This window comes from Krasilnikovia cinnamomea (assembly GCF_004217545.1).
Lineage (GTDB): Bacteria > Actinomycetota > Actinomycetes > Mycobacteriales > Micromonosporaceae > Actinoplanes > Actinoplanes cinnamomeus.
In genome coordinates this window covers 4876360-4898191 of the sequence record NZ_SHKY01000001.1, presented here as the reverse complement: position 1 = coordinate 4898191, position 21832 = coordinate 4876360, and the positions used below count along the sequence as shown (strand labels likewise).

Below are 21832 nucleotides of genomic sequence, written 5' to 3'. Positions count from 1 at the left end.
TGTGGTTTGTTAGTCCACCAGCGTCCGGCCGGTCAGGTGCAGGAAGACGTCCTCGAGGCTGCTGCGGCGTACCAGCACGCTCGCCGGGGTGAGGGCGCGCCGGTGCACGTCGGCCACCGCCTCGTCGCCGTCCGCCACGTACAGCAGCACCCGGTCGGGCAGCACCTCGACCCGCTCCCCCACGCCGTCCAGCTTGTCCGCGAAGACGTCCTGGGACTCCACGTTGAACCGCAGCTCCACGACCTCGCGCGTCGAGTGCCGCTCGATCAGGGCGCGGGGCGAGCCCTCGGCGACGATCCGGCCCCCGTCCATCACGACGAGGCGGTCGCAGAGCTGCTCGGCCTCGTCCATGTAGTGCGTGGTGAGCACGAGCGTGACGCCCCGCTGCTTGAGCCGGAACAGCCGCTCCCACACCAGGTGCCGGGCCTGCGGATCCAGGCCCGTGGTGGGCTCGTCGAGCAGGATCAGCTCGGGCTCGTTGACCAGGGCGCGGGCGATCGTGAGCCGCCGTTTCATCCCGCCGGACAGCGGCTCCACCTTGCTCGCCGCCCGCTCGCTGAGCTGCACGAACTCCAGCAACTCGGCGGCGCGGGCGCGGGCCACCCGGCGGGGGATGCCGAAGAAACGGGCGTAGGTCGTCAGATTCTCCCGGACCGTCAGCTCCGGGTCGAGGTTGTCCAGCTGGGGGCACACCCCGAGGCGCGCCCGGATCGCCGGGCCGTCGCGGCGCGGGTCCCGGCCGAGGATGCGCAGCACCCCGTCGGTCGGCGGGGACACGCAGCCGATCATGCGCATGGTGGAGCTCTTGCCGGCGCCGTTGGGACCGAGGAAGCCGAACGACTCCCCCGGCATCACGTCGACGTCGATGCCGTCGACCGCCGTGAAGTCACCGAACCGTTTGACCAGACCGCGGGCGTGGATTAGTGGTTGGTCGCTCACCCGGCTGACCCTAGTGAAGGGGTCCGACGTCGGGCGCCGCATCACGCCGGCGGGGCGGTCGCCTCCCGCGCGACGCCGACCAGCTCATCGGTCAGCTCGATCACCGGTTCCGCGTCCACGGGGGTGCCGGAGTCGTAGCGGACGGCCCAGCTCAGGCCGTCGACGCCGCTGACCCGCCGGCCCACCACCCGCACCCCGCCGGGCGACAACGCGTGGTGCGCGGTGTACGCCACCGACCGGGTCACCCGGGCGCGTACCTGATCGGGCAGCTCCCCCGGCTCCAGCAGCAGGCACGTCACGATCGGCCCGTCCACCAGCACCTTGTAGCCGTCGCGCTGCTCGGCGACGTCGGCCGGGGTGATCCGCAGCTCCCGCCCGGACCACGCCGCCTTGTGGATCTCGTGCCAGCCGAGCCGGGCCCGCTCGGGCAGCCACAGCCCCTGGTTCGTCGCCACCACCACCGGGCCGCCCGGCTCCGGGCCCACGTACGCCCAGGCGAGCACGCGCTCGTCGGGGTGCAGGGCGGGCCGGGAGGCCGCGGGCAGTTTGGGGCGTCGTCGTAGCAGCTTCACAGTCCACCTGCCGCCTGTTCGCGTAGTGCGCGTGCGTGTTGTTCCAGCGAGAAGAGTTCTCCGGCCAGCGCCAGGTACTCGTCCTTGTGTGCCACCGGGTTGACCCGCTGCACCTTGGACTTCAGATCCCGGATCCGGGTGGTCACCGCGCCGACCTGCAGCCGGGCCAGCGTGACCTGCACGTACCGGGGGTCGGGCTCGCCGTCGACGTGCAGCGGTTCCACCGCCAGCTCGCCGACCAGCGCCTTGCCGCCCAGGTCCGCGCAGGCGTCCCGGACCGCCTCGATCCAGACCGCGCCGCCGGTGGCCGCGGCCGTGCCGCCCGCTTCCGCGATGGCGATGCGCACGGCCTGGAACACCGGGTGGCCGTAGGTCTCCGGGCCCAGCGCGTCGAACATCGGCCCGGCCAGCACCGGCACCTGCAGGGCCAGCTTCAGCGCCTCCCGCTCCACCAGCCGTTGCGGGCTGTCGGCGGGCTGCGCCGGGATCCGCGGCGACGGGGCGGGCGACTCGCCGCCCGCCGCGGCGGCCACGGCCCGCTGCACCGGCTCGACGTCCATGCCGAGATCGCCGGCGAGCTTGCGCGCGTACTCGGGTCGCTTCTCCCGGTCTTTGATCTTCGCGACCAGCGGCGCGGCCTTCCGCATCGCCTCCACCCGGCCCTCGACGGTGTCCAGGTCGAAGCGGGACAGCACCTGCCGCAGCGCGAAGTCCACCAGCGGCTCGCGCCGCGCGACGAGGTCGCGCACGGCCAGGTCGCCCTTGGCCAGGCGCAGCTCGCACGGGTCCATGTTGTCCGGGCTGACCGCGATGAAGGTACGGCCGACGAAGCGCTGATCCTCCTCGAACGCCCGCAGCGCCGCCTTCTGCCCGGCCGCGTCCCCGTCGAAGGTGAAGATGATCTCGCCGGCGAAGCTGTCGCTGTCCATCAGCAGCCGGCGCAGCACGCCGATGTGGTCCGCGCCGAACGCGGTGCCGCAGGTCGCCACGGCGGTCGGCACCCCGGCCTCGTGGCAGGCCATCACGTCGGTGTAGCCCTCCACGATCACGGCGCGGCCCTGCCGGGCGATCTCGCGTTTCGCGTGGTCGATGCCGTAGAGCACATGGGACTTCTTGTACAGCGGCGTCTCGGGCGTGTTCAGGTATTTCGGGCCGTCGTCATCCTCGAACAGCTTGCGCGCCCCGAACCCGATGACGTCGCCGGTCAGGTCTCGGATGGGCCAGATCAGGCGGCGCCGGAAGCGGTCGATCAGCGAGCCGGAGCGGGCCGGCTTCGCCAGCCCCGCCGTGGTCAGCTCGTCGGCGGTGAAGCCCTGCTGGCGCAGGTGCCTGGTCAGGTTGTCCCAGCCCTCGGGGGCGAAACCGCAGCCGTAGTTCTGCGCGGCGTCGCGGCCGAAGCCGCGCTGGGCGAGGAATTCGCGGGCCACCCGGGCGGCCGGGGTGGTGAGCTGCTCGCGGTAGAAGTCGGCCGCGGCGGCATGCGCCGCGACCAGGCGCTGCTTCTGGCCCGCGGCCGGGCGGGGGCCGGTTTGGGTACGGCCGGTCTCCTCGTAGCGCAGCTGCAGGCCCGCCTTGCCGGCGAGGCGTTCCACCGACTCGATGAACGTCAGGTGCTCGGCGTCCATGAGGAACTTGATGGCGTCGCCGCCCGCACCGCAGCCATGGCAAAAGTAGACATTTCGGGCAGGCGAGACTGTGAACGACGGGGTCTTCTCGTCGTGGAACGGGCACAGGCCCTTGAGATTGCCGCCACCCGCCGAGCGCAGCGTGACCGTCTCGCTGATCACCTCGGCGATCGAGGTACGGTCGCGGACCAGCGCGATGTCCTCATCCCTGACCCTGGCCACCGGTACATCCTGCCCTGCGTCACCCCGCATCCGCCACGAGGGTCCGGTGCCACGCCACCGCGCCGTGATCGGTCAGTGACGCCACCTGATCGATCACCACCCGCAGGCGCGCGGCATCGTCGGCGGCCGCCTTCCACAGCGGGGCGAACATCGGGTCCAGATGCTCCGGAGCGCGCCGGGTCAGCACCTCCACCAGCTCCGTCAGGATCTGGCGCTGCCGCTCGTACCACCGCTCGGCGGCGCGGGCGCGCATCACGTACCGCAGGGCCATGCCCTTGAGCAGGGCGCACTGCTTACGCACCGTACGGGGGACAATCAGGTCGGCGGCGTAGCGGCGTACCGGAGCCGTGCCGTAGCGGCTGGTGGTCGCGCCCACCGCGGAGGCCACGAACCGGCCGGTGAGCACGCTGGTCATCCGCTTGAGCGCGATCTGCGCGGCCAACCCGCCGTCGTAGTCGGCGACCGCGCGGACCACCTCGTCGGCCAGCAGCTGATCGAGGGCACCCGCCAGCGCGTCCGTCGGCTCGTCGGAGTACGCGGCGGCGGCGTCGGCGCACAACGCGGCGCGTTCGTCCGGGTCGTCGAGCAGCGGGCGCAGCGCCACGTAGCCGCCGTGGATGCCGTCCTCCACGTCGTGCACGGAGTACGCGACGTCGTCCGCCCAGTCCATGACCTGCGCCTCCAGGCAGCGACGCTCGCCGGTCGGTGCGCCCGCGCGGACCCACGCGAAGACCTCGGCGTCGTCGGCGTACACCCCGAACTTGCGGGTGCCGGGCTTGCGGGGCCACGGGTACTTGCAGCTCGCGTCCAGCGAGGCCCGGGTGAGGTTGAGGCCCGCCCCGGCGACCTTGGCCTCCAGCCGGGCGAGCACCCGCAGCGTCTGGGCGTTGCCCTCGAAACCGCCGCAGGGCTGGGCGACCGCGTCCAGGGCCTGCTCGCCGTTGTGGCCGAACGGCGGGTGCCCGAGATCGTGGGCGAGCCCGGCGACGTCGACGACATCCGGGTCGCAGCCCAGCCGGGCGCCCATCTCGCGGGAGATCTGCGCGACCTCCAGCGAGTGGGTCAGCCGCGTACGCGGGAAGTCGTCGGAGCCGGCGGTGTGCACCTGGGTCTTCGTGGCCAGGCGGCGGAAGGCGGCGGAGTGCAGCACCCGGGCACGGTCACGCTCGAACGGGGTGCGCCCGTACCCGCTGTCCTTGGCGGGTTCGGGAACCCACCGGTCGGCGTCCGCGGTCACGTCGTCGAGACTAGGTCGTCCGGGCTCGCAGTATGCAGAACTCGTTGCCCTCCGGGTCGGCCAGCACCACCCAGCCGGTCTCGCCCTGGCCGATGTCGACCGGCCGGGCACCCATGTCGACGAGCCGCTCGACCTCGGCCTCCTGGTCGTCGGGGATCAGGTCTAGGTGGAGCCGGTTCTTGGTCGTCTTCGGTTCCGGAACGGTGAGGAAGAGCAGGCCGGGCACGGCGTCCGGGGTACGGCGGATCTCCACCTCGTCCGGTTCCTCGTGGACGATGTGGTAGCCGAGCGCCTCCGCCCACCAGCGCGCCAGCCGCGCCGGATCCTCGGAGTCCACGACGACCTGTTCCCACTGGCTGCCCATGCGGCTCCTCCCGTCTCGAAGGGTGGAGATCATGCTACGCGCCACGGCCCGGCGGCGCCCGCCGAGACGACGCGGCGGTGGCCGTCCGGGCGGTCACGGCCGGTGACGCACAGCGGGTGCGACTGGCGTCCGGCGGGTGGCCAGAGGATGGCCCGCGCAGGAGCACGGCCGAGGGCGGCAGCGACGCCCGGACGTCCCGCCAACGGCCGGCGCAGGGGAAAGGCGGGAGCTTTCACAGGGGCTAGCTCACTGGGCTGAGGAGAGATGTGCCCGGCGTCGACAACTGTCTGCGGGAGGCCATGGCGATTCCGGGCGCGATCGGTGCCGGCATCGTCGACTACACCACCGGGTTTCCGGTCGCCACCACCGGCGCGGCACCCAACTCCGATCATCACGCCACGGCGGCGGGCACGGCCGAGGTGCTGCAGGCGGCGAACAGCCGGTCGCTGTTCGTCTCCGCCGTACCCAACGACCTGCTGGAAGACCTGATCATCACCACCGCCGTGGGTTACCACCTGCTGTGCCCGGTGCAGACCGACTTCGACAGCCGCCTCGTGCTGTACGTGTGGCTGGACCGGCTGCACGGCAACCTCGCGGTGGCGCGGCGGCGGATGCAACGGCTCGCCTACGACCTGGTCGCCACCTGAGCGCGGCGGCCGCACTCGCGACGACTAGCCCGACGAGACCCCGGACAGGAGTGACCGTGATCGCCGACACCGCAGCGCCCGGACGGCTGCTGCGGACGGCCGCCGCCGAGCGGTGGACCGGCGCGCTGGTCGTGACGGGCCGTCCGGGGGGCACCCTCTACCTGACCGACGGCTTCGTCACGTACGCCGAGTCGCCGGCCGCGCCCGGGGTGGGCGAGCTGCTGACCGCCTCCGGGCGGCTCGCGGCGCGCACCTGGCAGGCCGCGCTGGACCTCGGCACCGCGCAGGGCCGGGTGGGACAACTGCTGCTCGACCAGGGTCATCTCACCCGGGGCGAGTTGGAGCTGTGCGTGCACGGGGCGACGTACGACGCGGCCTACTTCGCGCTGGGCCCGGTGGCGAACGGGGCGGACTTCGTGGCCGGGCAGGCGCATTGGCTGGGCGCGGTGCTCTGGATCGACGCGGGCGCGGTGGATCACGAATCCCAGCGCCGGCAACGGCTGCTCGACGAGATCTTCCCGCATCCGCAGCTGGACTCGGCCCCGGTGACCCTGGCGGCGCGCCTCCCGGTCGAGCGCGTCTGGCTGACCGCGACGCAGTGGGAGCTGATCGTGCACGCCGACGGCCAGCGCACCCCGGCGGACCTGGCCCAACTGCTCGGCCGGGCCGGCTACGCGACCGTCCAGGAGCTGCGCCGGCTCGGCGCCCTCGGCCTGCTGGAGGTGCCCCAGCCGCCCGAACGCCCGGCGGGGCGCCCGGAGTTCGTCCGGCTGCCCCCCGTGCGGGGCGCCGCCGTGAACGCCAGCCGCCCGATCGCCGCCGCCGGGGCCGACCACCCGAGCCTTCCCGCCCGGGCCGACCACCCGAGCGCCGCTGCCTTGGCTGACCACCCGAGCGCCCCTGCCTTGGCCGACCACCCGAGCACCGCCGTGCCGGACGGCCACCTGACCGGTGTCGTGCCGGACAACCAGCCGGCCGGTCCGGTGGCCGACGACCACCCGACCGTGACCATCCCGGCCGCCGCGGTACGCGGGATGCGCCCGCCCGGGGACGGCGCGCGGTTGCCGCCGCCGGAGCTGGCGCGCCGGGAGCCCGGCGCCCGGCTCCCCGCCGAGCTCGGCGGGCCCGCCGTGCTGGAGCCCACGGGCGCCGACGAAGTCCTGCTGAAACGGATCCGCAGCGCGCTGAGGGCCCTGCGATGACGCGCGCGCCCGGAGGGAGCCATAGCGGATGACAGTCCTTACGGAACTCGGCAGCCTGCGGGCCAGGATGCCGGAACTGCGCGCCAGCGTGCTGGCCACCGTCGACGGCCTGGTCGTGGCACACGACGCGCGAGGTATCGAGCCGGACGCCCTCGCCGCCCTGGCCGCCGCGCACCTCGCACTCGCCCGCCGCTTCGCGCAGGCGGTCGATCACGGTGCACTGCGCGAGTGCGTGGTGGAGTGCGACGGCGGCTACCTGACCTCGTACGCGGCCGGGCCGCAGGCCCTGCTCACGCTCGTCACCTCCGGCGACGCAAACCTCGCCAGGGTGCACCTGGAGGCCCGCCGCTGCGTGCGGCGCCTGGTGCGCCTGCTCGACCGGGAACCGCCGGCGCTCACCGGCCAGCAGGTCCCGGCACCCGTCCCCCGGATCCCGGCCCAGGCCGGACCGAACGACCGCCCCCCGGCCTGGCCCGACCACCACGCCCCGACCGGCACGGCCGACCGCTCCCCGGCCGGGCCGGACCACCGCGCCGCAAACGCGGAACCGGCCGGGCCAGAGTCCGTGGAGCCGGCCGCCGCGCCGGCGCCGCTGGCCCGGCGTACTCCGATGGCCGCGCTGCGGGGCATCCGCGGCCGCGGAGCCCGATGACACCCCGCGACGTTCCGTACCCACATCACCCGGCGCCGTCCGGCACAAGGACCGGCGGGCCGTTCCATCCCTGACGGAGGTAGACACCGTGGCTGACATGGACACCGCACTCAAAGAGATCATGGAGATCGACGGCACCATCGGCGTCGCCCTGGTGGATCACACCAGCGGCATGGCGCTGGGAACGCTCGGTGGCGGCAAGGACCTCGACCTGACGGTCGCCGCCGCGGGCAACACGGACGTGGTACGCGCCAAGCTGCGCGCGATGGAGATGCTCAACCTCTCCGAGAAGATCGAGGACATCCTGATCACGCTGGACACGCAGTACCACATGATCCGGCCGCTGACGGGTCGCGGCGGCAAGGGCCTGTTCCTGTACGTCGCCCTGCGCCGGGACCGCGCGAACCTGGCGATGTCGCGCCACCAGCTCCGGCGCATCGAGGCGGAGCTCGACGTGTGAGCCGACCGGCCGGGGCGGGCGGAACACCGATGGCGCCCGTCCCGCGCCGGGCGGACCCGAAAGCCTGTCACCGGCGGAATGCCGGTTGACGGGGCCGCCCGGGCGGTGCGATGGTCGCGACATGGCCGATGCCACGCGACACCCGAATTGACCTGAGGGCGGCCGCGCCGCCCCCCGCCTGACCCGGCGCCTGTACGCGGTCCGCGGATGCGAGGAGGGCATCCTCTTCTACCCGCTGTACGCGTTGCTGTTCGCCGACGCCGGGCTGTCCACGGCCCAGATCTCGTCGTTGTTCGTGATCTGGTCGGTGGTGTCTTTCGTCTGTGAGGTTCCGTCCGGCGCCTGGGCGGACGCCTGGTCGCGCCGCCGCCTGTACGCGCTCGGCTCCTTCCTGGTCGCCGCGGCGTACGCCACCTGGACGCTGTGGCCTACCTATCCCGGCTTCGCCCTGGGTTTCGTGTTGTGGGGCGTGGGCGGGGCGATGCAGTCCGGCACCCTGGAGGCGCTCGTCTACGACGAGCTGGCCGAGGTGGGCGCCGCCGACGCGTACGCCCGGGTCACAGGCCGCGGTGGCACGGTCGGGATCCTGGCCATGCTCGCGGCCACCACGCTGGCCGCCCCGGCGTACGCCGTCGGTGGCTACCCGCTGGTCGGGGCGCTGAGCGTCGCCGTGCCGGTGGTGGGCGGGTTCCTCGCCCTCGGGTTCCCGGAGACTCCGCGCCGGGAATCGTCGGACGAGTTCGGCGGCCTGCGCGGGTACGCCGCCACGCTGGCCACGGGCCTGCGGGAGGTACGCGGCAGCCGCTTCGTCGCCCGGGCGGTGGCCCTCGCGGCGCTGGTGCCGGGGTTCACCGCGCTCGACGAGTACCTGCCGCTGTTGTCCCGTACGGCCGGTGCCCCGACGGCCCTGGTGCCGCTGCTGTTCGCGCTACCCGCGCTGGGCATGGCGGTGGGCAGCGCGCTGGCCGGCCGGTGGGCGGCGATCGCGCCGCGCCGCCTGGCGGCGGTGCTGGCCGGGGCCGCCGGGTTGCTGGCGGCGGGTGCGCTCAGCCGTCACCTGGCGGGCATGGTGCCGATCGCGGTGGCGTTCGGTGCGCTGCAGTTCGCCATCGTGGTCACCGAGACGCGACTGCAGGAGGTCATCGGCAGCCGGACGCGGGCGACGGTGCTGTCGGTGAGCGGGGTCGCGGCCGAGGTGTGCGCCGTGCTGATCTACGCCGGGGTGGGTGCGGGCGGTGCGGTCGCACCGATGTCGGTCCTGGTCGCAGGCTGCGCGGCGCCGCTGCTGGCGACCGCGCTCATGGCCGCCCGATGGCTGCCGATCCACCGGCCGCAGTCGGAACAGTGGTCCCGAATGGACGGTGCGGGGCCGGTGGCTCCTGCCACCGGCCCCGCGACGAGCTGACAGGCTAGGCGACGAAGCGCCGCGCTGAACCAGGAGGTCACGGACCGAGAGGAGCAGTTGTCCGGCGCCGGCCGGGTCCGTCAGCCGCCGGAGTCGTCCAGTTCGGCACCGTCGGGCACGGTGTCGTCGTCGCGGCTGTCGAGCCAGCCGTACGGCAGGGACACCTTGCCGGGGGCGTTGATCCGGCCGCGCGGTTGGCCCAGCGACTCACGCGGGAACGGCACCGCCGGGTCCAGCTTGCCGAGCAGGTCCTCCAGCTCGGCCAGCGACGAGATCATGGCCAGGCTGCGACGCAGGTCCCCGCCGACCGGGAAACCCTTCAGGTACCACGCGATGTGCTTGCGGAAGTCGGCGCAGCCGTGCCGCTCGTCCTCCAGCGCCTGCACGAGCAGCCGGGCGTGCCGGGCCATGATCGCGGCGACCTCGCCGAGGGTCGGCAGGGCCTGCGAGGTGGTGCCCGCGAACGCGGCGGACAGGTCGGCGAACAGCCACGGGCGGCCCAGGCAGCCGCGGCCCACCACCACCCCGTCCGCCCCGGTGTGCGCCACCATCCGCATCGCGTCGGAGGCTTCCCAGATGTCCCCGTTGCCGAGCACGGGCACGTCGAGCGCCTGCTTGAGGGTGGCGATGGAATCCCAGTCGGCGTTTCCGGAGTAGCGCTGCTGCGCCGTACGCGCATGCAGGGCGACCGCGGCGACGCCCGCCTCCTGGGCGATCAGCCCGGCCTCGACGTACGTCAGATGGTCGTCGTCGATGCCCTTGCGCATCTTGACCGTGACCGGGATGCCGGCCGGCGCGGCCGCCGCGACGGCCTGCCGGACGATGCGGCCGAACAGGCGCCGCCGCCACGGCAGCGCGGAGCCGCCGCCACGGCGGGTGACCTTCGGGACCGGGCAGCCGAAGTTGAGGTCGATGTGATCGGCGAGGCCCTCCTCGGCGACCATCCGCACGGCGGCGGCGGTCACGTCCGGGTCGACGCCGTAGAGCTGGAGGCTGCGGAAGTCCTCGTCGGGGGCGAACGCGATCATCTTGAGCGTCTTGGGGATGCGCTCGACCAGCGCCCGCGTAGTGATCATCTCGCAGACGTAGACGCCGCCGCCCTGTTCGCGGCAGAGCGTGCGGAAGGCGACGTTGGTGATGCCGGCCATCGGCGCGAGCACGACGGGCGGCCAAACCTCGTGCCGCCCGAGGGCCAGCGGAGATGTCACGGCGAGAGTCACCCCGCCATTCTCCCCGACCGGCCCGGGTACCGACGATCATGGTCCCGCTTGACCCGGAGATACTAAGCGCGCATACTAATTGGCATGAAGACGATCGCCACCGCGACCATCACCACCGACGTCCCCGCCCAGGCCTTCTTCGAGCGGTGGGCCGACACCGCCACCTGGCCGCAGTGGAACACCGACACCGATTGGGTACGGCTGGACGGACCGTTGCGCACCGGCGCGACCGGGCGGCTGAAGCCGAAGGGCGGCCCGGCGACCCGGTTCGTCGTCACGTCGCTCGTCCCGGGGCGCGAACTCACCGACGTGTCCCTGCTGCTCGGCGCGCGGCTGACGTTCCAGCACCTCGTGAGCACCGACTCCAGCGGCCAAACCACCGTCTCGGTGCGGGTGACCATCACCGGCCCGCTCGCCTTCCTCTGGACCGCGGTGCTCGGCAAGGGCATCGCGAACGCGCTCAACGGCGATCTCATCCGGCTGGAAGCGGCCGCCCGCACGGCCGGAATGGCGGCATGAGCCTGGCCAGCCGGCATGACAGCGCCGACGACAGCCCCGGCCTGCTGCTGTGGCAGGTCACCAACCGGTGGCAGGCCGCTCAGCGGGCGGCGCTGAAACCATACGACCTCACCCACGTGCAGTTCGTGCTGCTGGCCACGCTCACCTTCCTGCAGGCATCCGGGCCGGTCACCCAGAAGGCCCTCGCCGCAATGGCCGCCACCGACCCGATGATGACCTCGCAGGTGCTGCGCACGCTGGAAAGCCGCACTCTGGTGCATCGGCCCGCACACCCCACCGACCGGCGGGCCCGGGCCGTGGCGGTCACCGAAGCCGGTCGCGACCTCGCCAACCGGGCGGTCGTCGCGGTGGAGGCGTGCGACGCCGCCTTCTTCGGCGACCTCGGCGACAAGCTGCCCGGGTTCGTCACCGCACTGCGCACCCTGCGCCGATCCTCCGCAGAGGCGTGAATGCGCACCGTTGACCGCCTGCCGCCACGGATGCACGATTGGCTACTTCATGATCGTCTGCTCGCCGCGAGAATGGCGGTGTGAGCGACTACCGGCTGAGCGAAGACCCGAACGATCTCGACCTTGACCGGGTCGTCCGGTGGATCAGCACCGATGCCTACTGGGCCAAGGGGCGCACGCGCGAGGTGGTCGAACGCTCCTTCGCCCACTCGGTCCCGGTGGGCCTCTACACCCCTGACGGGCAGCAGGTCGCGGTGGCACGCATCGTGTCCGACCTCGCCACGTTCGCCTGGCTGTGCGACGTGTACGTCGACCACGAGCACCGCGGCCGCGGCCTCGGCACGATGCTGGCGAACTGGACCGTCGAGTGGGCCGGGCGCCATGGCATCAAACGCCTGGTGCTCGCCACCGTCGACGCGCACGAGGTGTACGCGAAGGCCGGGTTCGTGAAGGTCGGTCACCCGGAACGCTGGATGGAGATCGACACGCGGCCACCGTTCGGATAGCCGCACCGGCCGGCCACCGCACCATGGACGGGGGCGGGAAAAGTCGATGACTTCCGGTCAGCGCCGCGCCCGAACTCACCAACATTCGTGGGACGGCGGTCAGGAACGAGGCCTTTCCCAGCGGTTCACGGCGAACGCCGACACGACGAAAGCCAACAGCGGTGTCACGGCGAGGAGCGCCCACTGCGCCGGTTCGAGCATCACCGGCGGGGAGAAGCGCGGGCTGGACGCCAGGAAGCCGGTGAATCCGTAGTTCACCACGGCCGCCACGCCCCACACCGGTGCGGCCACCGCGACGAGCCGACGACGTACCGGACCGCCCAGGCGCCACGCCCCCCACCCGGCGAGCCCGGCACCGAGCAGGTACAACGGCACTCCGAGATAGACGAACGGACCGCCGTCGCCCCCGACGACGACCCATCGGCCGGGATCCCGGTCCTGCCAGATGTCGCAGAACCCGGCGAGCGCCGCGACGGCGAGCGCCGCCCCGAACCACCGCAGCGAGCCCGGACGGGTGAGCCGGTCACCGCGCACGAGCCACAGCGAGGTGGCCGCGACCATTACCGCCACGGTCATCCACCAGCATGAGTTCAGGAAATGGACCGGCGACTGTGGATACCAGGCGGCCACCCGCACCACCTCCAGCGTCGCCGCCAGCACCGCCAGCCCGGCGGTCGTGCGGCGGTGCCGGGTCAGCACCGCCCAGAACACCAGCGCCCAGCTCAACGCCCGCACGATGTCGAACACGTCGACCAGTTCCAGGCCCTCGGCCCGGATCGCCGGGTTCAACGTGAGCGCCTCCACGTGCGGCGCCGCCGCCCGGTAGAGGCCGAGGGCGAGCAGGAACATCGCCGCGGCGACCTGGAACGTCCGTGCCGCCTGCCGCCAGGCGGCCCCATCCGTGAAGATCAGCCGCCGGGACCGCCGCGGCCGCCGCAGGGCAGGGTCATCCAGCAGCTCGTACGCCTGCCCGGCGGTCGGGCGATCGGCCGGGTCGGCGGTGAGCAGGCGCTGCAGGGCCGGTTCCAGCGCACCGGCGTTGCGGGCCGGACGCAGGTCGTGCCGGGCGTACGCGGCCAGCATCGGCAACAGGCCCGCGCGGTGGAACGGCCCGACACCCTCGATCGCGTGGTACAACGTGGCCCCGGCGCCGAACACGTCCGCCGGTGGCCCCGGGGTGCCCCCGTTCACCTGCTCCGGCGCGAGGTAGCCCGGCGTGCCGAGCACCGCGCCGGTCTCGGTGATGGTCTCCGCGTCCGGCATCGTGGCCAGACCGAAGTCGGTGAGCCGTACCACGCCACCATCGTCGACCAGCACGTTGGCCGGCTTCACGTCCCGGTGCGTGATGCCCGCGGCATGTGCGGCGTGCAGCGCCGACAGCAGTTGGCGGCCGAGGGCGGCCGCCTGCTCGGCCGGCATCGGACCGTCCTGGGCCACGATGTCCTTCAGCGACCGGCCGGACACGAACTCCATGACGATCCACGGCCGGTCGTCGTGCTCCAAGACGTCGTACACCCCGACGATGTTGGGGTGGTTCAGCGCGGCGGCCGCCCGCGCCTCGCGAAGGCCGCGCCGGTAGCCGTCGGCGTGGCCGCGGTCCGAGATGCCACCACGGTAGTGCAGCTCCTTGATCGCCACATCGCGGTGCAGCACCTCATCGCGAGCCAGCCAGACCACACCCATGCCGCCGCTGCCGATCCGGCGCAGCATGCGGTAACGGCCACCCAGGACCTGACTGCCCTCCGACTCCTGGTCGGATCCCGGCGAGCGGATCATCACGGCGGACACGGTAACGGGCCCGCCCAAACGTCGCCGCACCCGCCATGACCGGGTGTCCCAGCCAGCCGCGAGTCAGAACTGGAGGGAGGTGGCGTCACCCAGCCTCGGTGGTGGCCGGCAGGTCCGCGATGGCCCGCCCGATCAGGTCGCGTGCGGGCCGGCCGAACACCGCTGAAGCTTGCAACAACGCAAATGCCCGGCCGTAGATTGCGATTTCGCGCGGTTGGGTAACCTCAAGACCGGCGGACATAGTTTCGATCTGGACGAGGCGCTCATCGAAGATCCAGAAGCTGCCCTGGGACAAGCACTGCCGCCGACCGTTCGCGGGGATGATCCCGACACTCACCCTGGGTAGCGATATCACGGCCAGCAGGCGGTCGAGCTGTCCCAGCATCACCTCGGTATTGCCTACGCGCGTATGAAGGACCTGCTCTTCCAGGACGAACAGGAATCGCCGATCGCCCGTGTAGAGCACCTGTTGCCGCTCCATACGTGCGGCAACGGCGGCTTCGGCGTCGTTGGGCAGGGCGAGGAAGTCTGCCCACCAAGCGAAGATCGACGCTGCATATTCGGCCGTGTGGAACAATCCGGGAATGACAGTGTTCTCGTAGCCACGGAAGAGTTTGGTCTTCTCGTACAGCGGCACCGCGGACGATTGCGCGCGCTTCATCCCTGCCCGCATGTGGCGCTGCCATTCGATGTACATCGACTCGATCGCTCGCATCGTGGCAACAAGATCCGGGATTTCCGCGTCGGCGCCGCACGCCCGACACCACGCCCCGATGTCCGCCTCGCTGGGCGTCTGCGTACCGTGTTCGAGTTTGCTGATCTTGGTGAAATGCCAATTGCAGCGTTCGGCCAGCGCACGCCCCGTGAGACCTGCGTCCCTGCGGACCTCACGGAGACGTGCGCCGAGCGCTTCGCGCGCCTGTTTGACGGGTGCGGTCACGCTTGTGGTGGCTCGTATTCGTGGTGCGGAGTCGCCACGTCCCAGGCCGCCTCGAAGGCTGCCTCGCACTGCCGCACGATGGCCGGGTCGGTGGTGAGCTCGTGGTCGAGAACATGCCCGTCGCCGTCAAAGTGGGTGAAGGTCAGGATTTCGCTGTCAAACATCCAGAAGTCATTGCCCGGGAGGAGCAACCTGGAAGCTCGGCGGCGCGGGAGCCACCGCACGTCCTCGCCGGACTGCACGAGGTTGAAGGCGTCCAGCCATTCGAAGTAGATGTACTTGGTCACCGGCTCCGACACAACGCGTAGCCGCCGCAGGGTCTTGCCCGCAGCGCGGTTGACGGCCATCATTTCGAACCACGGCCGCCACCACTCGGCTTCGGCCGTGGGATCGAGCGCTTCGCCGCGTAACCAGGTCTGAAACCGGCTTCGCTCGATGTCAGTGGAGTAGATGTCGCGTGTTTCGAGATGCAACGCCTCTCGCCGGTAGGCGGTGAAGTAGCTGTCGCGCTGTTCTTCCGAGATCGGCTCCACCTACGCTCCAACAAGCAGCGCCCGCATGGCCGCCTTGGGCACCTCCACGCAGGTCTCGTCATCGGGACTCGTCATCTGGCCAAGCGCCTCGCGATCCTCAACGCGCTGACCTTGGATGATGAAGTTTCCGCTGTCCAGTACGTGAACGATCGGCGGGACGAGACGGGTCACCTCCCCGTCCAACCCGTCGAGTGCGAGGAAGCTGAGCAACCTGGCGGGGACCTCCACCACCGTCTCCGCGTCGCTCACCTGCAGCCGCGCCAGGATGCCGGGATCGGTGACGACCCAGCCCTGGACGACGTAACTGTCGTTGTCGCTGGCGTAGAGGGTAGGCGAATTGCTGGGCGTCGAATCCTTGCCGAGAAACCGTAGCCGCACGATCGTCTCCTGTCGTTGGATTGCCTCGTGTTGCATCGGCATCGTCCAGCGTGGAGTTAAGCGAGAAACAAGTCAAGGTTGATCGGTCACCTGCTCCGATCAACTGAGCGACGTGGCGCAGAACATGCGGCGGATTGCGCCGAAGCTGGCGCCCGTCCGGAGCCTGCGCAACACGAGGCAACTTCGTTCTCACCGCAGGATGCACCGCCATACCGTTTGGCGAATTGCCCGGGTGCGGACAGCGCATTGCCGAAACGCGAACTCTAGGAGGGTGACAGATGATCATCAGTCCACAGCCGCAAGCCATGGATCGGACGACTCCGTGATGTCCGTCGACATGACGGATGAGGAAGCCGCGCGGCTGCGCGAGGTACTCATCGAGCACGGCTCGGTGTTCGGCGCAGGCATGTGTCACCACTGCGGGGTGGCTCGGTGCGAGACCTGGGTGGTGGCGTACGACCGGCTGGCCGCTGCCGGGCGGTCGATGGTCGAGTCGTACCCGCTCGCTGACACCACCCCGGAGGGCAACCGATGACCATACCGATCAAGCCCGGGGACGTGCTGCGCCTCAACGATGCGACTACATGTACGGGCAGGGCACGCTTCATCTCCGCGTCACCCGGGTTCGGCAGTTACGACAGCTCAACGATGGGCCGTGGATCGAGCTGGAGGGCCTCAGCGTGCGCCCGGACGGCACTCAGCTGGACACCACCGCGCGTCACGCGCTCGTGCGATGCAGCGCCCTTCGGCCGGGAGTCGTCACGCCGCCCTGGACGTGAAGGTAACACCGGCCGCTCTCTCGGCGGACCGGGCCCCATCCCGCGTGGCCTGGCCGGAGCCGGGCCACGCGGGATGGACGGTCAGCAGCCGGGCAGGCGCTCGATCAGGTAGCGCTCGATCTGGTCGAGCGACACCCGCTCCTGCTTCATCGTGTCCCGGTCCCGGACGGTCACCGCGTTGTCCGTGAGGGTGTCGAAGTCGACCGTGACGCAGAACGGCGTACCGATCTCGTCCTGGCGGCGGTAGCGGCGGCCGATGGCCTGCGCGTCGTCGAACTCCACGACCCACCGCTTGCGCAGCGTGGCGGCCAGCTCGCGGGCCTTCGGGGACAGCTCCGGGTTACGCGACAGCGGCAGCACGGCCACCTTGATCGGCGACAGCCGGGGGTCGAAGCGCATCACCGTACGCTTGTCGACGCCGCCCTTGGTGTTGGGCGCCTCGTCCTCGTCGTACGCCTCCAGCAGGAAGGCCAGCACCGCGCGGGTCAGGCCCGCCGCGGGCTCGATCACGTACGGCACCCAGCGCTCGCCCTTCTCCTGGTCGAAGAAGGACAGGTCGACCCCGGAGTGCTTGGAGTGCGTGGACAGGTCGAAGTCGGTGCGGTTGGCGATGCCCTCCAGCTCGGCGAACTCGGTGCCGCCGAACATGAATTTGTACTCGATGTCGACGGTGCGCTTCGAGTAGTGCGAGAGCTTGTCCTTGGGGTGCTCGAAGAAGCGCATGTTGGCTTCGGACAGGCCGAGGTCGAGGTACCAGTTCCAGCGCTCCTGGAGCCAGTAGTCGTGCCACGTCTCGTCCGTGCCGGGCTCGACGAAGAACTCCATCTCCATCTGCTCGAACTCGCGCGTACGGAAGATGAAGTTGCCCGGGGTGATCTCGTTGCGGAAGCTCTTGCCGACCTGCGCGATGCCGAACGGCGGCTTCTTGCGGGCGGCCGTGGCCACGTTGTTGTAGTTGACGAAGATGCCCTGGGCGGTCTCCGGGCGCAGGTAGTGCAGGCCCTCGTCGCTCTCCACCGGGCCCAGGTAGGTCTTCATCAGGCCGTTGAACATCTTCGGCTCGGTGAAGGTGCCCTTGTTGCCGCAGTTGGGGCAGTTCAGCTCCTGCAGCGAGGCGGGGGCCTTGCCGTGCTTGGCCTCGTACGCCTCCTCCAGGTGGTCCGCGCGGAACCGCTTGTGGCAGGACTGGCACTCGGTCAGCGGGTCGACGAACGCGTCGAGGTGGCCGGAGGCGGCCCACACGTCGCGGGACAGGATGACGGCGGAGTCCAGGCCGACGATGTCGTCGCGCTGCTGGACCATGGTGCGCCACCACTGGCGGCGGACGTTCTCCTTGAGCTCCACGCCGAGCGGACCGTAGTCCCACGCCGAGCGCGTGCCTCCGTAGATCTCGCTGGAGGGAAAGACGAAGCCCCGGCGCTTGGCCAGGCTGACGACGGCGTCGATACGATCGGCGGGCATGTTCCTCCTACGCCGGCTGGATTGTCGGCGGGGATATCAGTGAATTGGACGAGTCAGGAGATTACTCCTCTACCCCGCAGACCTGGAATTCGCCCGTGTCGGGGTTCTGGTCCAGGTACACCTCGAGGCGGTTCGTGCTGCCGTCGGTGTAGGTCACGTCGACGGGCACGGTGAGCTGCACCGCGGTCAGGTCGACGTCGCCCACGTCGGACGACTGAATGCGGTCCTGCGTACTCTGCTCGGCCGTGAATTCGGCCTGGGTCTGGCGCTGTTTCTCGCTCTCACATTGCATTCCGTACGCGTCGGCGTACTTGCCCTGTTCGAGCGCGTCGAAGTACTTGCCGATGACGACGTGGGCCTGCTCGTTGATCGCCCGGGTCATCACCGCGCCGAGCCCGACGGCCGCCGCGAAGGCGCCGCCGCAGACCAGCACCAACACGACCGCCCCGATGCCCAGGCCGAGCCCGATACGCCGCCCACGGCCCTCCACGGGCGGCGCGGGGAACGGCGGGTAGACGCCGGGACCGGGCGGGGGGTCGGGAACGGCGGGCACCTCGGGGCCCGTCGAAGGGGGCGGGCCCGTCGGTGGGAGCGGGCCCGTCGGTGGGGGCGGGTAGGCCGCGGGCGCCGTGGTCATGCGGCCAGCCTAGTGCTCAGCGCCAGGGCTGCGCGGCCCGGTCGCTCGGCGTGACCCGCACCGGCCCGCCGGGGGCGGCGTCGGCCAGGGTCTCGAACGCGGACGGCTCGTCGATCGACTCGCTGAGCAACGGGATCGACCGCATTTTGACGTCGAAATCGCCCAGGGCGCGCCGGTAGGCTCCGACCGATTCCCACTCGGTGACCAGGGTCCAGTGGGCGGGGTCGTCGAGGGCACGGGTCAGCCGTCCGGAGAGGTATCCGGGGCGGGCGGCCAGCGCCTCCAGGGCGGCGTGGGCCCGCTCGGCGAACGCGTCCTGCGTGTCCGGGGGGATCAGGAACCGGTTGAGCACCAGCATGGCCGTCAGCGTACGCACTGCAGATGAGGTCGCCGTGGCACCGTCCGAGAAGTTGCTCCGCCGGCTCGCCGGGGTCAGCCCGACGACGGCGTTCGTCGTCGCGCTGGCCCTGCTGATGGGCGGGCTGTTCCTGCCGGGCATCGTGGGCGCGGCGCTGCTGGTGCTGCTGGCCGCCGGGGCGGCGGGGCTGACGTTCACCACCTGGCCGGTGCAGACGCCGGGCACCCGGGTCGTGCGGGTGCTGCTGCTGGCGGCGCTGCTGTTCGCCGCGCTGGCGAAGGCCCTGTGACCGGTGCACTCATGCGCTTTTGACAATCATTGTCATTATCACCCACAGTTGAATACGTGACACGCCTCCGGCTCCTGCTCGCCGCCGCGGCCGTCGTCGCCCTCGGCGCCGCCACCGGCTGCACCGCCCGGGCGGACGGCGCGGCGGACGGACGGCTGCGCATCGTCACCGCGTTCTACCCGCTGCAGTTCGTCGCCCAGCGGATCGCCGGGGACGGCCCCACGGTCGGCAACCTCACCAAACCGGGCGCCGAACCGCACGACGTCGAGCTGAACCCCCGACAGGTGGCCCGGATCGCCGACGCCGACCTGGTGGCGTACCTGAAGGGCTTCCAGCCCGCGGTCGACCAGGCGATCGCCCTGGAGGCGAAGGACCGGGCGTTCGACGCCGCGACGGCCGTACCGCTGCTGTCGCTGGCCGAGGACCACCCGGAGCCCGGCGAAGAGCACACGGAGCTCTCCGGGGGCATGGACCCGCACGTCTGGCTGGACCCGCAGCGCCTCGCCACCATCGCCGACCGGCTGGCCACCCGGGTCGGCCAGGCCGACCCGGCACACGCGGCCGATTACACCGCGCGGGCCGCGACCCTGCACCGCGAGCTGGACGCACTCGACACCGAGTACGCGACCCGCCTGGCCACCTGCGCCCGGCGCGAGATCGTCACCGGCCACAGCGCCTTCGGCTACCTGGCCCAGCGGTACGGGCTGACCCAGGTCGGCATCACCGGCATCACCCCCGAGGGTGAACCGTCGCCGCGCCGGCTGGCCGCCGTGGCCGCCGAGGCCGAACGCACCGGCACCACCACGATCTTCTTCGAGACGCTGGTCAGCCCGAAGGTCGCCGAGACCCTCGCCCGCGAGGTCGGTGCCCGGACCGCCGTCCTCGACCCGCTGGAGGGGCTGACCGAGCCCGGAGAGGACTACTTTTCCGTGATGCGCCGCAACCTCGCCGCCCTGCGTACCGCGCTCGGGTGCACATCGTGAGCGCCCCCGTCGTCTCGGTGCGGCACGCCGCGGTCGCGTACGGCGGCCGTACCGTGCTGCGCGACGTCTCGCTGAGCGTGGCGCCCGGCGCCGTGGTCGCCCTCCTCGGCGCCAACGGCTCCGGCAAGTCGACCCTGATCCGTACGCTGCTGCGCCTCGTGCCGCTGGCCGGCGGGGAGATCGACCTGTTCGGCGTGCCCCAGCAGCGCTTCCGCCAGTGGGCCCGGATCGGGTACGTGCCGCAGCGGGTCGGCGTCACCGGCGGGGTCCCCGCCACCGTGGGCGAGGTGGTCGCCTCGGGGCGGCTGGCCCGCCGCGGCGTCCTGCGCCCGCCGCGCGCCGCCGACCGCGAGGCCGTCCGCGCCGCCCTGGCGGACGTGGACCTGGCCGACCGGATCGGCGACCCGGTCGCCACCCTGTCCGGCGGCCAGCAGCAGCGCGTGCTCATCGCCCGCGCCCTGGCCGGGCAGCCCGACCTGCTCGTGCTCGACGAGGCCACCGCCGGGGTGGACGCGGCCAGCCAGGAGGCGTTCGCGCAGACCCTGGGCCGCTTTGCCGGGCGCGGCGGCACCGTGCTGCTGGTGGCGCACGAGCTGGGCCCGCTGCAGCCCCTGATCGACACGGCCGTCGTCGTGCACGAGGGCCGGATCGCGCACTCCGGCGCGGTGCCGGAACCCGCGGGCCACCACGCCGACCCCGGCCACGACCACGTGCACCCGCACGCCGAGGAACCCGTCGGCGGGCTCTGCGTGGCACCCACCGACCGGATGGCGGCGAACTGATGGACCTGTACGCCTACGACTTCATGGTGCGGGCGCTGCTGGCCGCGCTGGTCATCGGCCTGGTCGCCCCGGCGCTCGGGGTCTACCTGGTGCAGCGGCGGCTGTCGCTGATCGGCGACGGGATCGGGCACGTCGCGCTGACCGGCGTCGGGGTGGGGCTGCTGCTGAACCAGTCCCCCGTGATCACCGCCGTGATCGTGGCCGCCGCCGGGGCCGTCGGCGTCGAGCTGGTCCGCCAGCGCGGCGGCACCTCCGGCGACCTCGCCCTGGCCCTGCTGTTCTACGGCGGCATCGCGGGCGGCGTGATGCTGGTCGGGCTGTCGCCGGACAGCACCAGCGCCAACCTCGTGCAGTACCTGTTCGGCTCGCTGGTCACCACCTCGCCGCAGGACCTCGCGGTGATCGCGGCGCTCGGCGCGGCCGTACTGATCGCCATGCTGGCGTTGCGGCCCGCGCTGTTCGCGGTCTGCACCGACGAGGAGTACGCGCGGGTGTCCGGCCTGCCCGTCCGTACGCTGAATCTGGTGATGGCGGTGACCACCGCGGTGACCGTCACGATCGCCATGCGCACCGTGGGTCTGCTGCTGGTCAGCGCGCTCATGGTGGTGCCGGTGGCCGCCGCCCAGCAGATCACCAGCGGGTTCCGGACCACCATGACCGTCGCCATGGTCATCGGGGTCGGCGCGGCCGCCAGCGGCGTATGGGTGTCCGGCGCGGTCGACACCGCGCCCGGGGCGACCATCGTGATCCTGGCGATCGCGGCGTTCGTCGCGCTCACCGTGGGTGCCGGTACGTGGCGGGCGCTGCGCCGCCGGGCCACCCCGGCCGCCGCACCGGAGCGGGTCGTCGAACCGCCCGACGTGGTGCTGCACGGGTAAGCGGTAC

Annotated in this window: 26 protein-coding genes; 13 read left to right on the top strand and 13 right to left on the bottom strand. The window is 71.7% G+C overall.

The features are described from left to right. Positions 1-9: 9 nt before the first annotated feature. From EV385_RS22455 to EV385_RS22435, 5 genes are read right to left on the bottom strand one after another with little or no spacing between them, the layout of a single operon-like run. A complete protein-coding gene (locus EV385_RS22455; RefSeq protein WP_130511245.1) occupies positions 10-981 on the bottom strand; it encodes an ABC transporter ATP-binding protein in 972 nt (323 codons plus the stop codon). Continuing rightward, positions 981-1511 (bottom strand): hypothetical protein, encoded by a 531-nt coding sequence (locus EV385_RS22450; protein WP_130511244.1) that lies wholly within the window; start codon positions 1509-1511, stop codon positions 981-983. Before EV385_RS22450 ends, EV385_RS22455 begins: the two co-directional genes overlap by 1 nt. Continuing rightward, positions 1508-3388 (bottom strand): DNA primase, encoded by a 1881-nt coding sequence (gene dnaG / locus EV385_RS22445; RefSeq protein ID WP_130511243.1) that lies wholly within the window; start codon positions 3386-3388, stop codon positions 1508-1510. The genes EV385_RS22450 and dnaG overlap by 4 nt, the downstream gene beginning before the upstream one ends. After that, on the bottom strand, positions 3378-4595 hold the full coding sequence (locus EV385_RS22440) for a deoxyguanosinetriphosphate triphosphohydrolase (RefSeq protein ID WP_130511242.1): 1218 nt from the start codon (positions 4593-4595) through the stop codon (positions 3378-3380). The genes dnaG and EV385_RS22440 overlap by 11 nt, the downstream gene beginning before the upstream one ends. 10 nt (positions 4596-4605) lie before the next feature. Further along, positions 4606-4959, bottom strand: a complete 354-nt coding sequence (locus EV385_RS22435; RefSeq protein WP_130511241.1) for a VOC family protein — start codon at positions 4957-4959, stop codon at positions 4606-4608. Between the two features lie 266 nt (positions 4960-5225). On the opposite strand from EV385_RS22435, the gene EV385_RS22430 reads away from it, so the two are divergent. The 5 genes from EV385_RS22430 to EV385_RS22410 all read left to right on the top strand — a co-directional run bounded on the left by EV385_RS22430 (position 5226) and on the right by EV385_RS22410 (position 9325). Next, positions 5226-5606, top strand: a complete 381-nt coding sequence (locus EV385_RS22430) for a hypothetical protein (RefSeq protein ID WP_130511240.1) — start codon at positions 5226-5228, stop codon at positions 5604-5606. A 56-nt stretch (positions 5607-5662) separates the two neighbouring features. Further along, positions 5663-6808 carry a DUF4388 domain-containing protein gene (locus EV385_RS22425; protein WP_165449555.1) on the top strand — a complete coding sequence of 382 codons (1146 nt, stop codon included), beginning with the start codon at positions 5663-5665 and terminating at the stop codon, positions 6806-6808. Between the two features lie 28 nt (positions 6809-6836). Beyond that, the gene (locus EV385_RS35220; protein WP_242625017.1) at positions 6837-7460 is read left to right on the top strand and encodes a roadblock/LC7 domain-containing protein; all 624 of its coding nucleotides are present in this window, start codon (positions 6837-6839) and stop codon (positions 7458-7460) included. Between the two features lie 88 nt (positions 7461-7548). Next, complete coding sequence (locus tag EV385_RS22415) at positions 7549-7920, top strand: hypothetical protein (RefSeq protein ID WP_130511238.1); 372 nt, start codon at positions 7549-7551, stop codon at positions 7918-7920. Between the two features lie 178 nt (positions 7921-8098). Further along, positions 8099-9325, top strand: coding sequence for an MFS transporter (locus EV385_RS22410; protein ID WP_341273997.1), 1227 nt, complete (start codon positions 8099-8101; stop codon positions 9323-9325). An 80-nt stretch (positions 9326-9405) separates the two neighbouring features. On the opposite strand, the gene dusB is transcribed toward EV385_RS22410, so the two are convergent. After that, positions 9406-10545: a tRNA dihydrouridine synthase DusB gene (gene dusB / locus EV385_RS22405; protein WP_278045001.1), complete on the bottom strand. Its 1140-nt coding sequence runs from the start codon at positions 10543-10545 to the stop codon at positions 9406-9408. 84 nt (positions 10546-10629) lie between these two features. Between dusB and EV385_RS22400 the strand changes: the two genes are divergently transcribed. The 3 genes from EV385_RS22400 to EV385_RS22390 all read left to right on the top strand — a co-directional run bounded on the left by EV385_RS22400 (position 10630) and on the right by EV385_RS22390 (position 12019). Beyond that, positions 10630-11064: an SRPBCC family protein gene (locus EV385_RS22400; RefSeq protein WP_130511235.1), complete on the top strand. Its 435-nt coding sequence runs from the start codon at positions 10630-10632 to the stop codon at positions 11062-11064. Then, positions 11061-11513 carry a MarR family winged helix-turn-helix transcriptional regulator gene (locus EV385_RS22395; protein ID WP_130511234.1) on the top strand — a complete coding sequence of 151 codons (453 nt, stop codon included), beginning with the start codon at positions 11061-11063 and terminating at the stop codon, positions 11511-11513. Before EV385_RS22400 ends, EV385_RS22395 begins: the two co-directional genes overlap by 4 nt. Positions 11514-11593: 80 nt before the next feature. Further along, positions 11594-12019 carry a GNAT family N-acetyltransferase gene (locus EV385_RS22390; protein WP_130511233.1) on the top strand — a complete coding sequence of 142 codons (426 nt, stop codon included), beginning with the start codon at positions 11594-11596 and terminating at the stop codon, positions 12017-12019. 99 nt (positions 12020-12118) lie between these two features. Here the strand turns inward: EV385_RS22390 and EV385_RS22385 are convergent, their stop codons facing one another. From EV385_RS22385 to EV385_RS22370, 4 genes are all read right to left on the bottom strand, one after another. After that, on the bottom strand, positions 12119-13795 hold the full coding sequence (locus tag EV385_RS22385; RefSeq protein ID WP_242625333.1) for a serine/threonine-protein kinase: 1677 nt from the start codon (positions 13793-13795) through the stop codon (positions 12119-12121). A gap of 97 nt (positions 13796-13892) precedes the next feature. Further along, a complete protein-coding gene (locus tag EV385_RS22380) occupies positions 13893-14747 on the bottom strand; it encodes a helix-turn-helix domain-containing protein (RefSeq protein ID WP_130511231.1) in 855 nt (284 codons plus the stop codon). Beyond that, the gene (locus EV385_RS22375; protein ID WP_207229897.1) at positions 14744-15280 is read right to left on the bottom strand and encodes a DUF6879 family protein; all 537 of its coding nucleotides are present in this window, start codon (positions 15278-15280) and stop codon (positions 14744-14746) included. The genes EV385_RS22380 and EV385_RS22375 overlap by 4 nt, the downstream gene beginning before the upstream one ends. Beyond that, positions 15281-15658: a hypothetical protein gene (locus EV385_RS22370; RefSeq protein ID WP_130511230.1), complete on the bottom strand. Its 378-nt coding sequence runs from the start codon at positions 15656-15658 to the stop codon at positions 15281-15283. Between the two features lie 337 nt (positions 15659-15995). On the opposite strand from EV385_RS22370, the gene EV385_RS22365 reads away from it, so the two are divergent. Next, a complete protein-coding gene (locus EV385_RS22365; protein WP_130511229.1) occupies positions 15996-16193 on the top strand; it encodes a hypothetical protein in 198 nt (65 codons plus the stop codon). Between the two features lie 325 nt (positions 16194-16518). Here EV385_RS22365 and EV385_RS22360 read toward each other — a convergent pair whose 3' ends face one another. The 3 genes from EV385_RS22360 to EV385_RS22350 all read right to left on the bottom strand — a co-directional run bounded on the left by EV385_RS22360 (position 16519) and on the right by EV385_RS22350 (position 18893). After that, positions 16519-17898: a glycine--tRNA ligase gene (locus EV385_RS22360; protein WP_130511228.1), complete on the bottom strand. Its 1380-nt coding sequence runs from the start codon at positions 17896-17898 to the stop codon at positions 16519-16521. A 61-nt stretch (positions 17899-17959) separates the two neighbouring features. Continuing rightward, a complete protein-coding gene (locus tag EV385_RS22355; RefSeq protein ID WP_242625015.1) occupies positions 17960-18535 on the bottom strand; it encodes an Rv0361 family membrane protein in 576 nt (191 codons plus the stop codon). A 16-nt stretch (positions 18536-18551) separates the two neighbouring features. After that, positions 18552-18893 carry an antibiotic biosynthesis monooxygenase family protein gene (locus tag EV385_RS22350; RefSeq protein ID WP_130511227.1) on the bottom strand — a complete coding sequence of 114 codons (342 nt, stop codon included), beginning with the start codon at positions 18891-18893 and terminating at the stop codon, positions 18552-18554. A gap of 34 nt (positions 18894-18927) precedes the next feature. On the opposite strand from EV385_RS22350, the gene EV385_RS22345 reads away from it, so the two are divergent. Genes EV385_RS22345 through EV385_RS22330 form a run of 4 tightly spaced genes read left to right on the top strand, consistent with a single transcriptional unit; the run spans position 18928 to position 21825 of the window. Further along, the gene (locus EV385_RS22345; protein WP_130511226.1) at positions 18928-19182 is read left to right on the top strand and encodes a DUF6703 family protein; all 255 of its coding nucleotides are present in this window, start codon (positions 18928-18930) and stop codon (positions 19180-19182) included. A 56-nt stretch (positions 19183-19238) separates the two neighbouring features. After that, positions 19239-20165, top strand: coding sequence for a metal ABC transporter substrate-binding protein (locus tag EV385_RS22340; protein WP_130511225.1), 927 nt, complete (start codon positions 19239-19241; stop codon positions 20163-20165). Next, positions 20162-20947, top strand: a complete 786-nt coding sequence (locus tag EV385_RS22335) for a metal ABC transporter ATP-binding protein (protein WP_130511224.1) — start codon at positions 20162-20164, stop codon at positions 20945-20947. The genes EV385_RS22340 and EV385_RS22335 overlap by 4 nt, the downstream gene beginning before the upstream one ends. Next, positions 20947-21825 carry a metal ABC transporter permease gene (locus EV385_RS22330; protein ID WP_130511223.1) on the top strand — a complete coding sequence of 293 codons (879 nt, stop codon included), beginning with the start codon at positions 20947-20949 and terminating at the stop codon, positions 21823-21825. Before EV385_RS22335 ends, EV385_RS22330 begins: the two co-directional genes overlap by 1 nt. Positions 21826-21832: the final 7 nt, after the last annotated feature.

What these genes read in the sequence shown, in the direction of transcription:
- EV385_RS22455 (WP_130511245.1), bottom strand. Translation starts at nt 981, where the DNA reads ATGCGGCGCCCGACGTCGGACCCCTTCACTAGGGTCAGCCGGGTGAGC.
- EV385_RS22355 (WP_242625015.1), bottom strand. Translation starts at nt 18,535, where the DNA reads ATGACCACGGCGCCCGCGGCCTACCCGCCCCCACCGACGGGCCCGCTC.
- EV385_RS22365 (WP_130511229.1), top strand. Translation starts at nt 15,996, where the DNA reads ATGACGGATGAGGAAGCCGCGCGGCTGCGCGAGGTACTCATCGAGCAC.
- EV385_RS22350 (WP_130511227.1), bottom strand. Translation starts at nt 18,893, where the DNA reads ATGCTGGTGCTCAACCGGTTCCTGATCCCCCCGGACACGCAGGACGCG.
- EV385_RS22395 (WP_130511234.1), top strand. Translation starts at nt 11,061, where the DNA reads ATGAGCCTGGCCAGCCGGCATGACAGCGCCGACGACAGCCCCGGCCTG.
- EV385_RS22360 (WP_130511228.1), bottom strand. Translation starts at nt 17,898, where the DNA reads ATGCCCGCCGATCGTATCGACGCCGTCGTCAGCCTGGCCAAGCGCCGG.
- EV385_RS22330 (WP_130511223.1), top strand. Translation starts at nt 20,947, where the DNA reads ATGGACCTGTACGCCTACGACTTCATGGTGCGGGCGCTGCTGGCCGCG.
- EV385_RS22435 (WP_130511241.1), bottom strand. Translation starts at nt 4,959, where the DNA reads ATGGGCAGCCAGTGGGAACAGGTCGTCGTGGACTCCGAGGATCCGGCG.
- dnaG (WP_130511243.1), bottom strand. Translation starts at nt 3,388, where the DNA reads ATGCGGGGTGACGCAGGGCAGGATGTACCGGTGGCCAGGGTCAGGGAT.
- EV385_RS22385 (WP_242625333.1), bottom strand. Translation starts at nt 13,795, where the DNA reads ATGATCCGCTCGCCGGGATCCGACCAGGAGTCGGAGGGCAGTCAGGTC.
- EV385_RS35220 (WP_242625017.1), top strand. Translation starts at nt 6,837, where the DNA reads ATGACAGTCCTTACGGAACTCGGCAGCCTGCGGGCCAGGATGCCGGAA.
- EV385_RS22400 (WP_130511235.1), top strand. Translation starts at nt 10,630, where the DNA reads ATGAAGACGATCGCCACCGCGACCATCACCACCGACGTCCCCGCCCAG.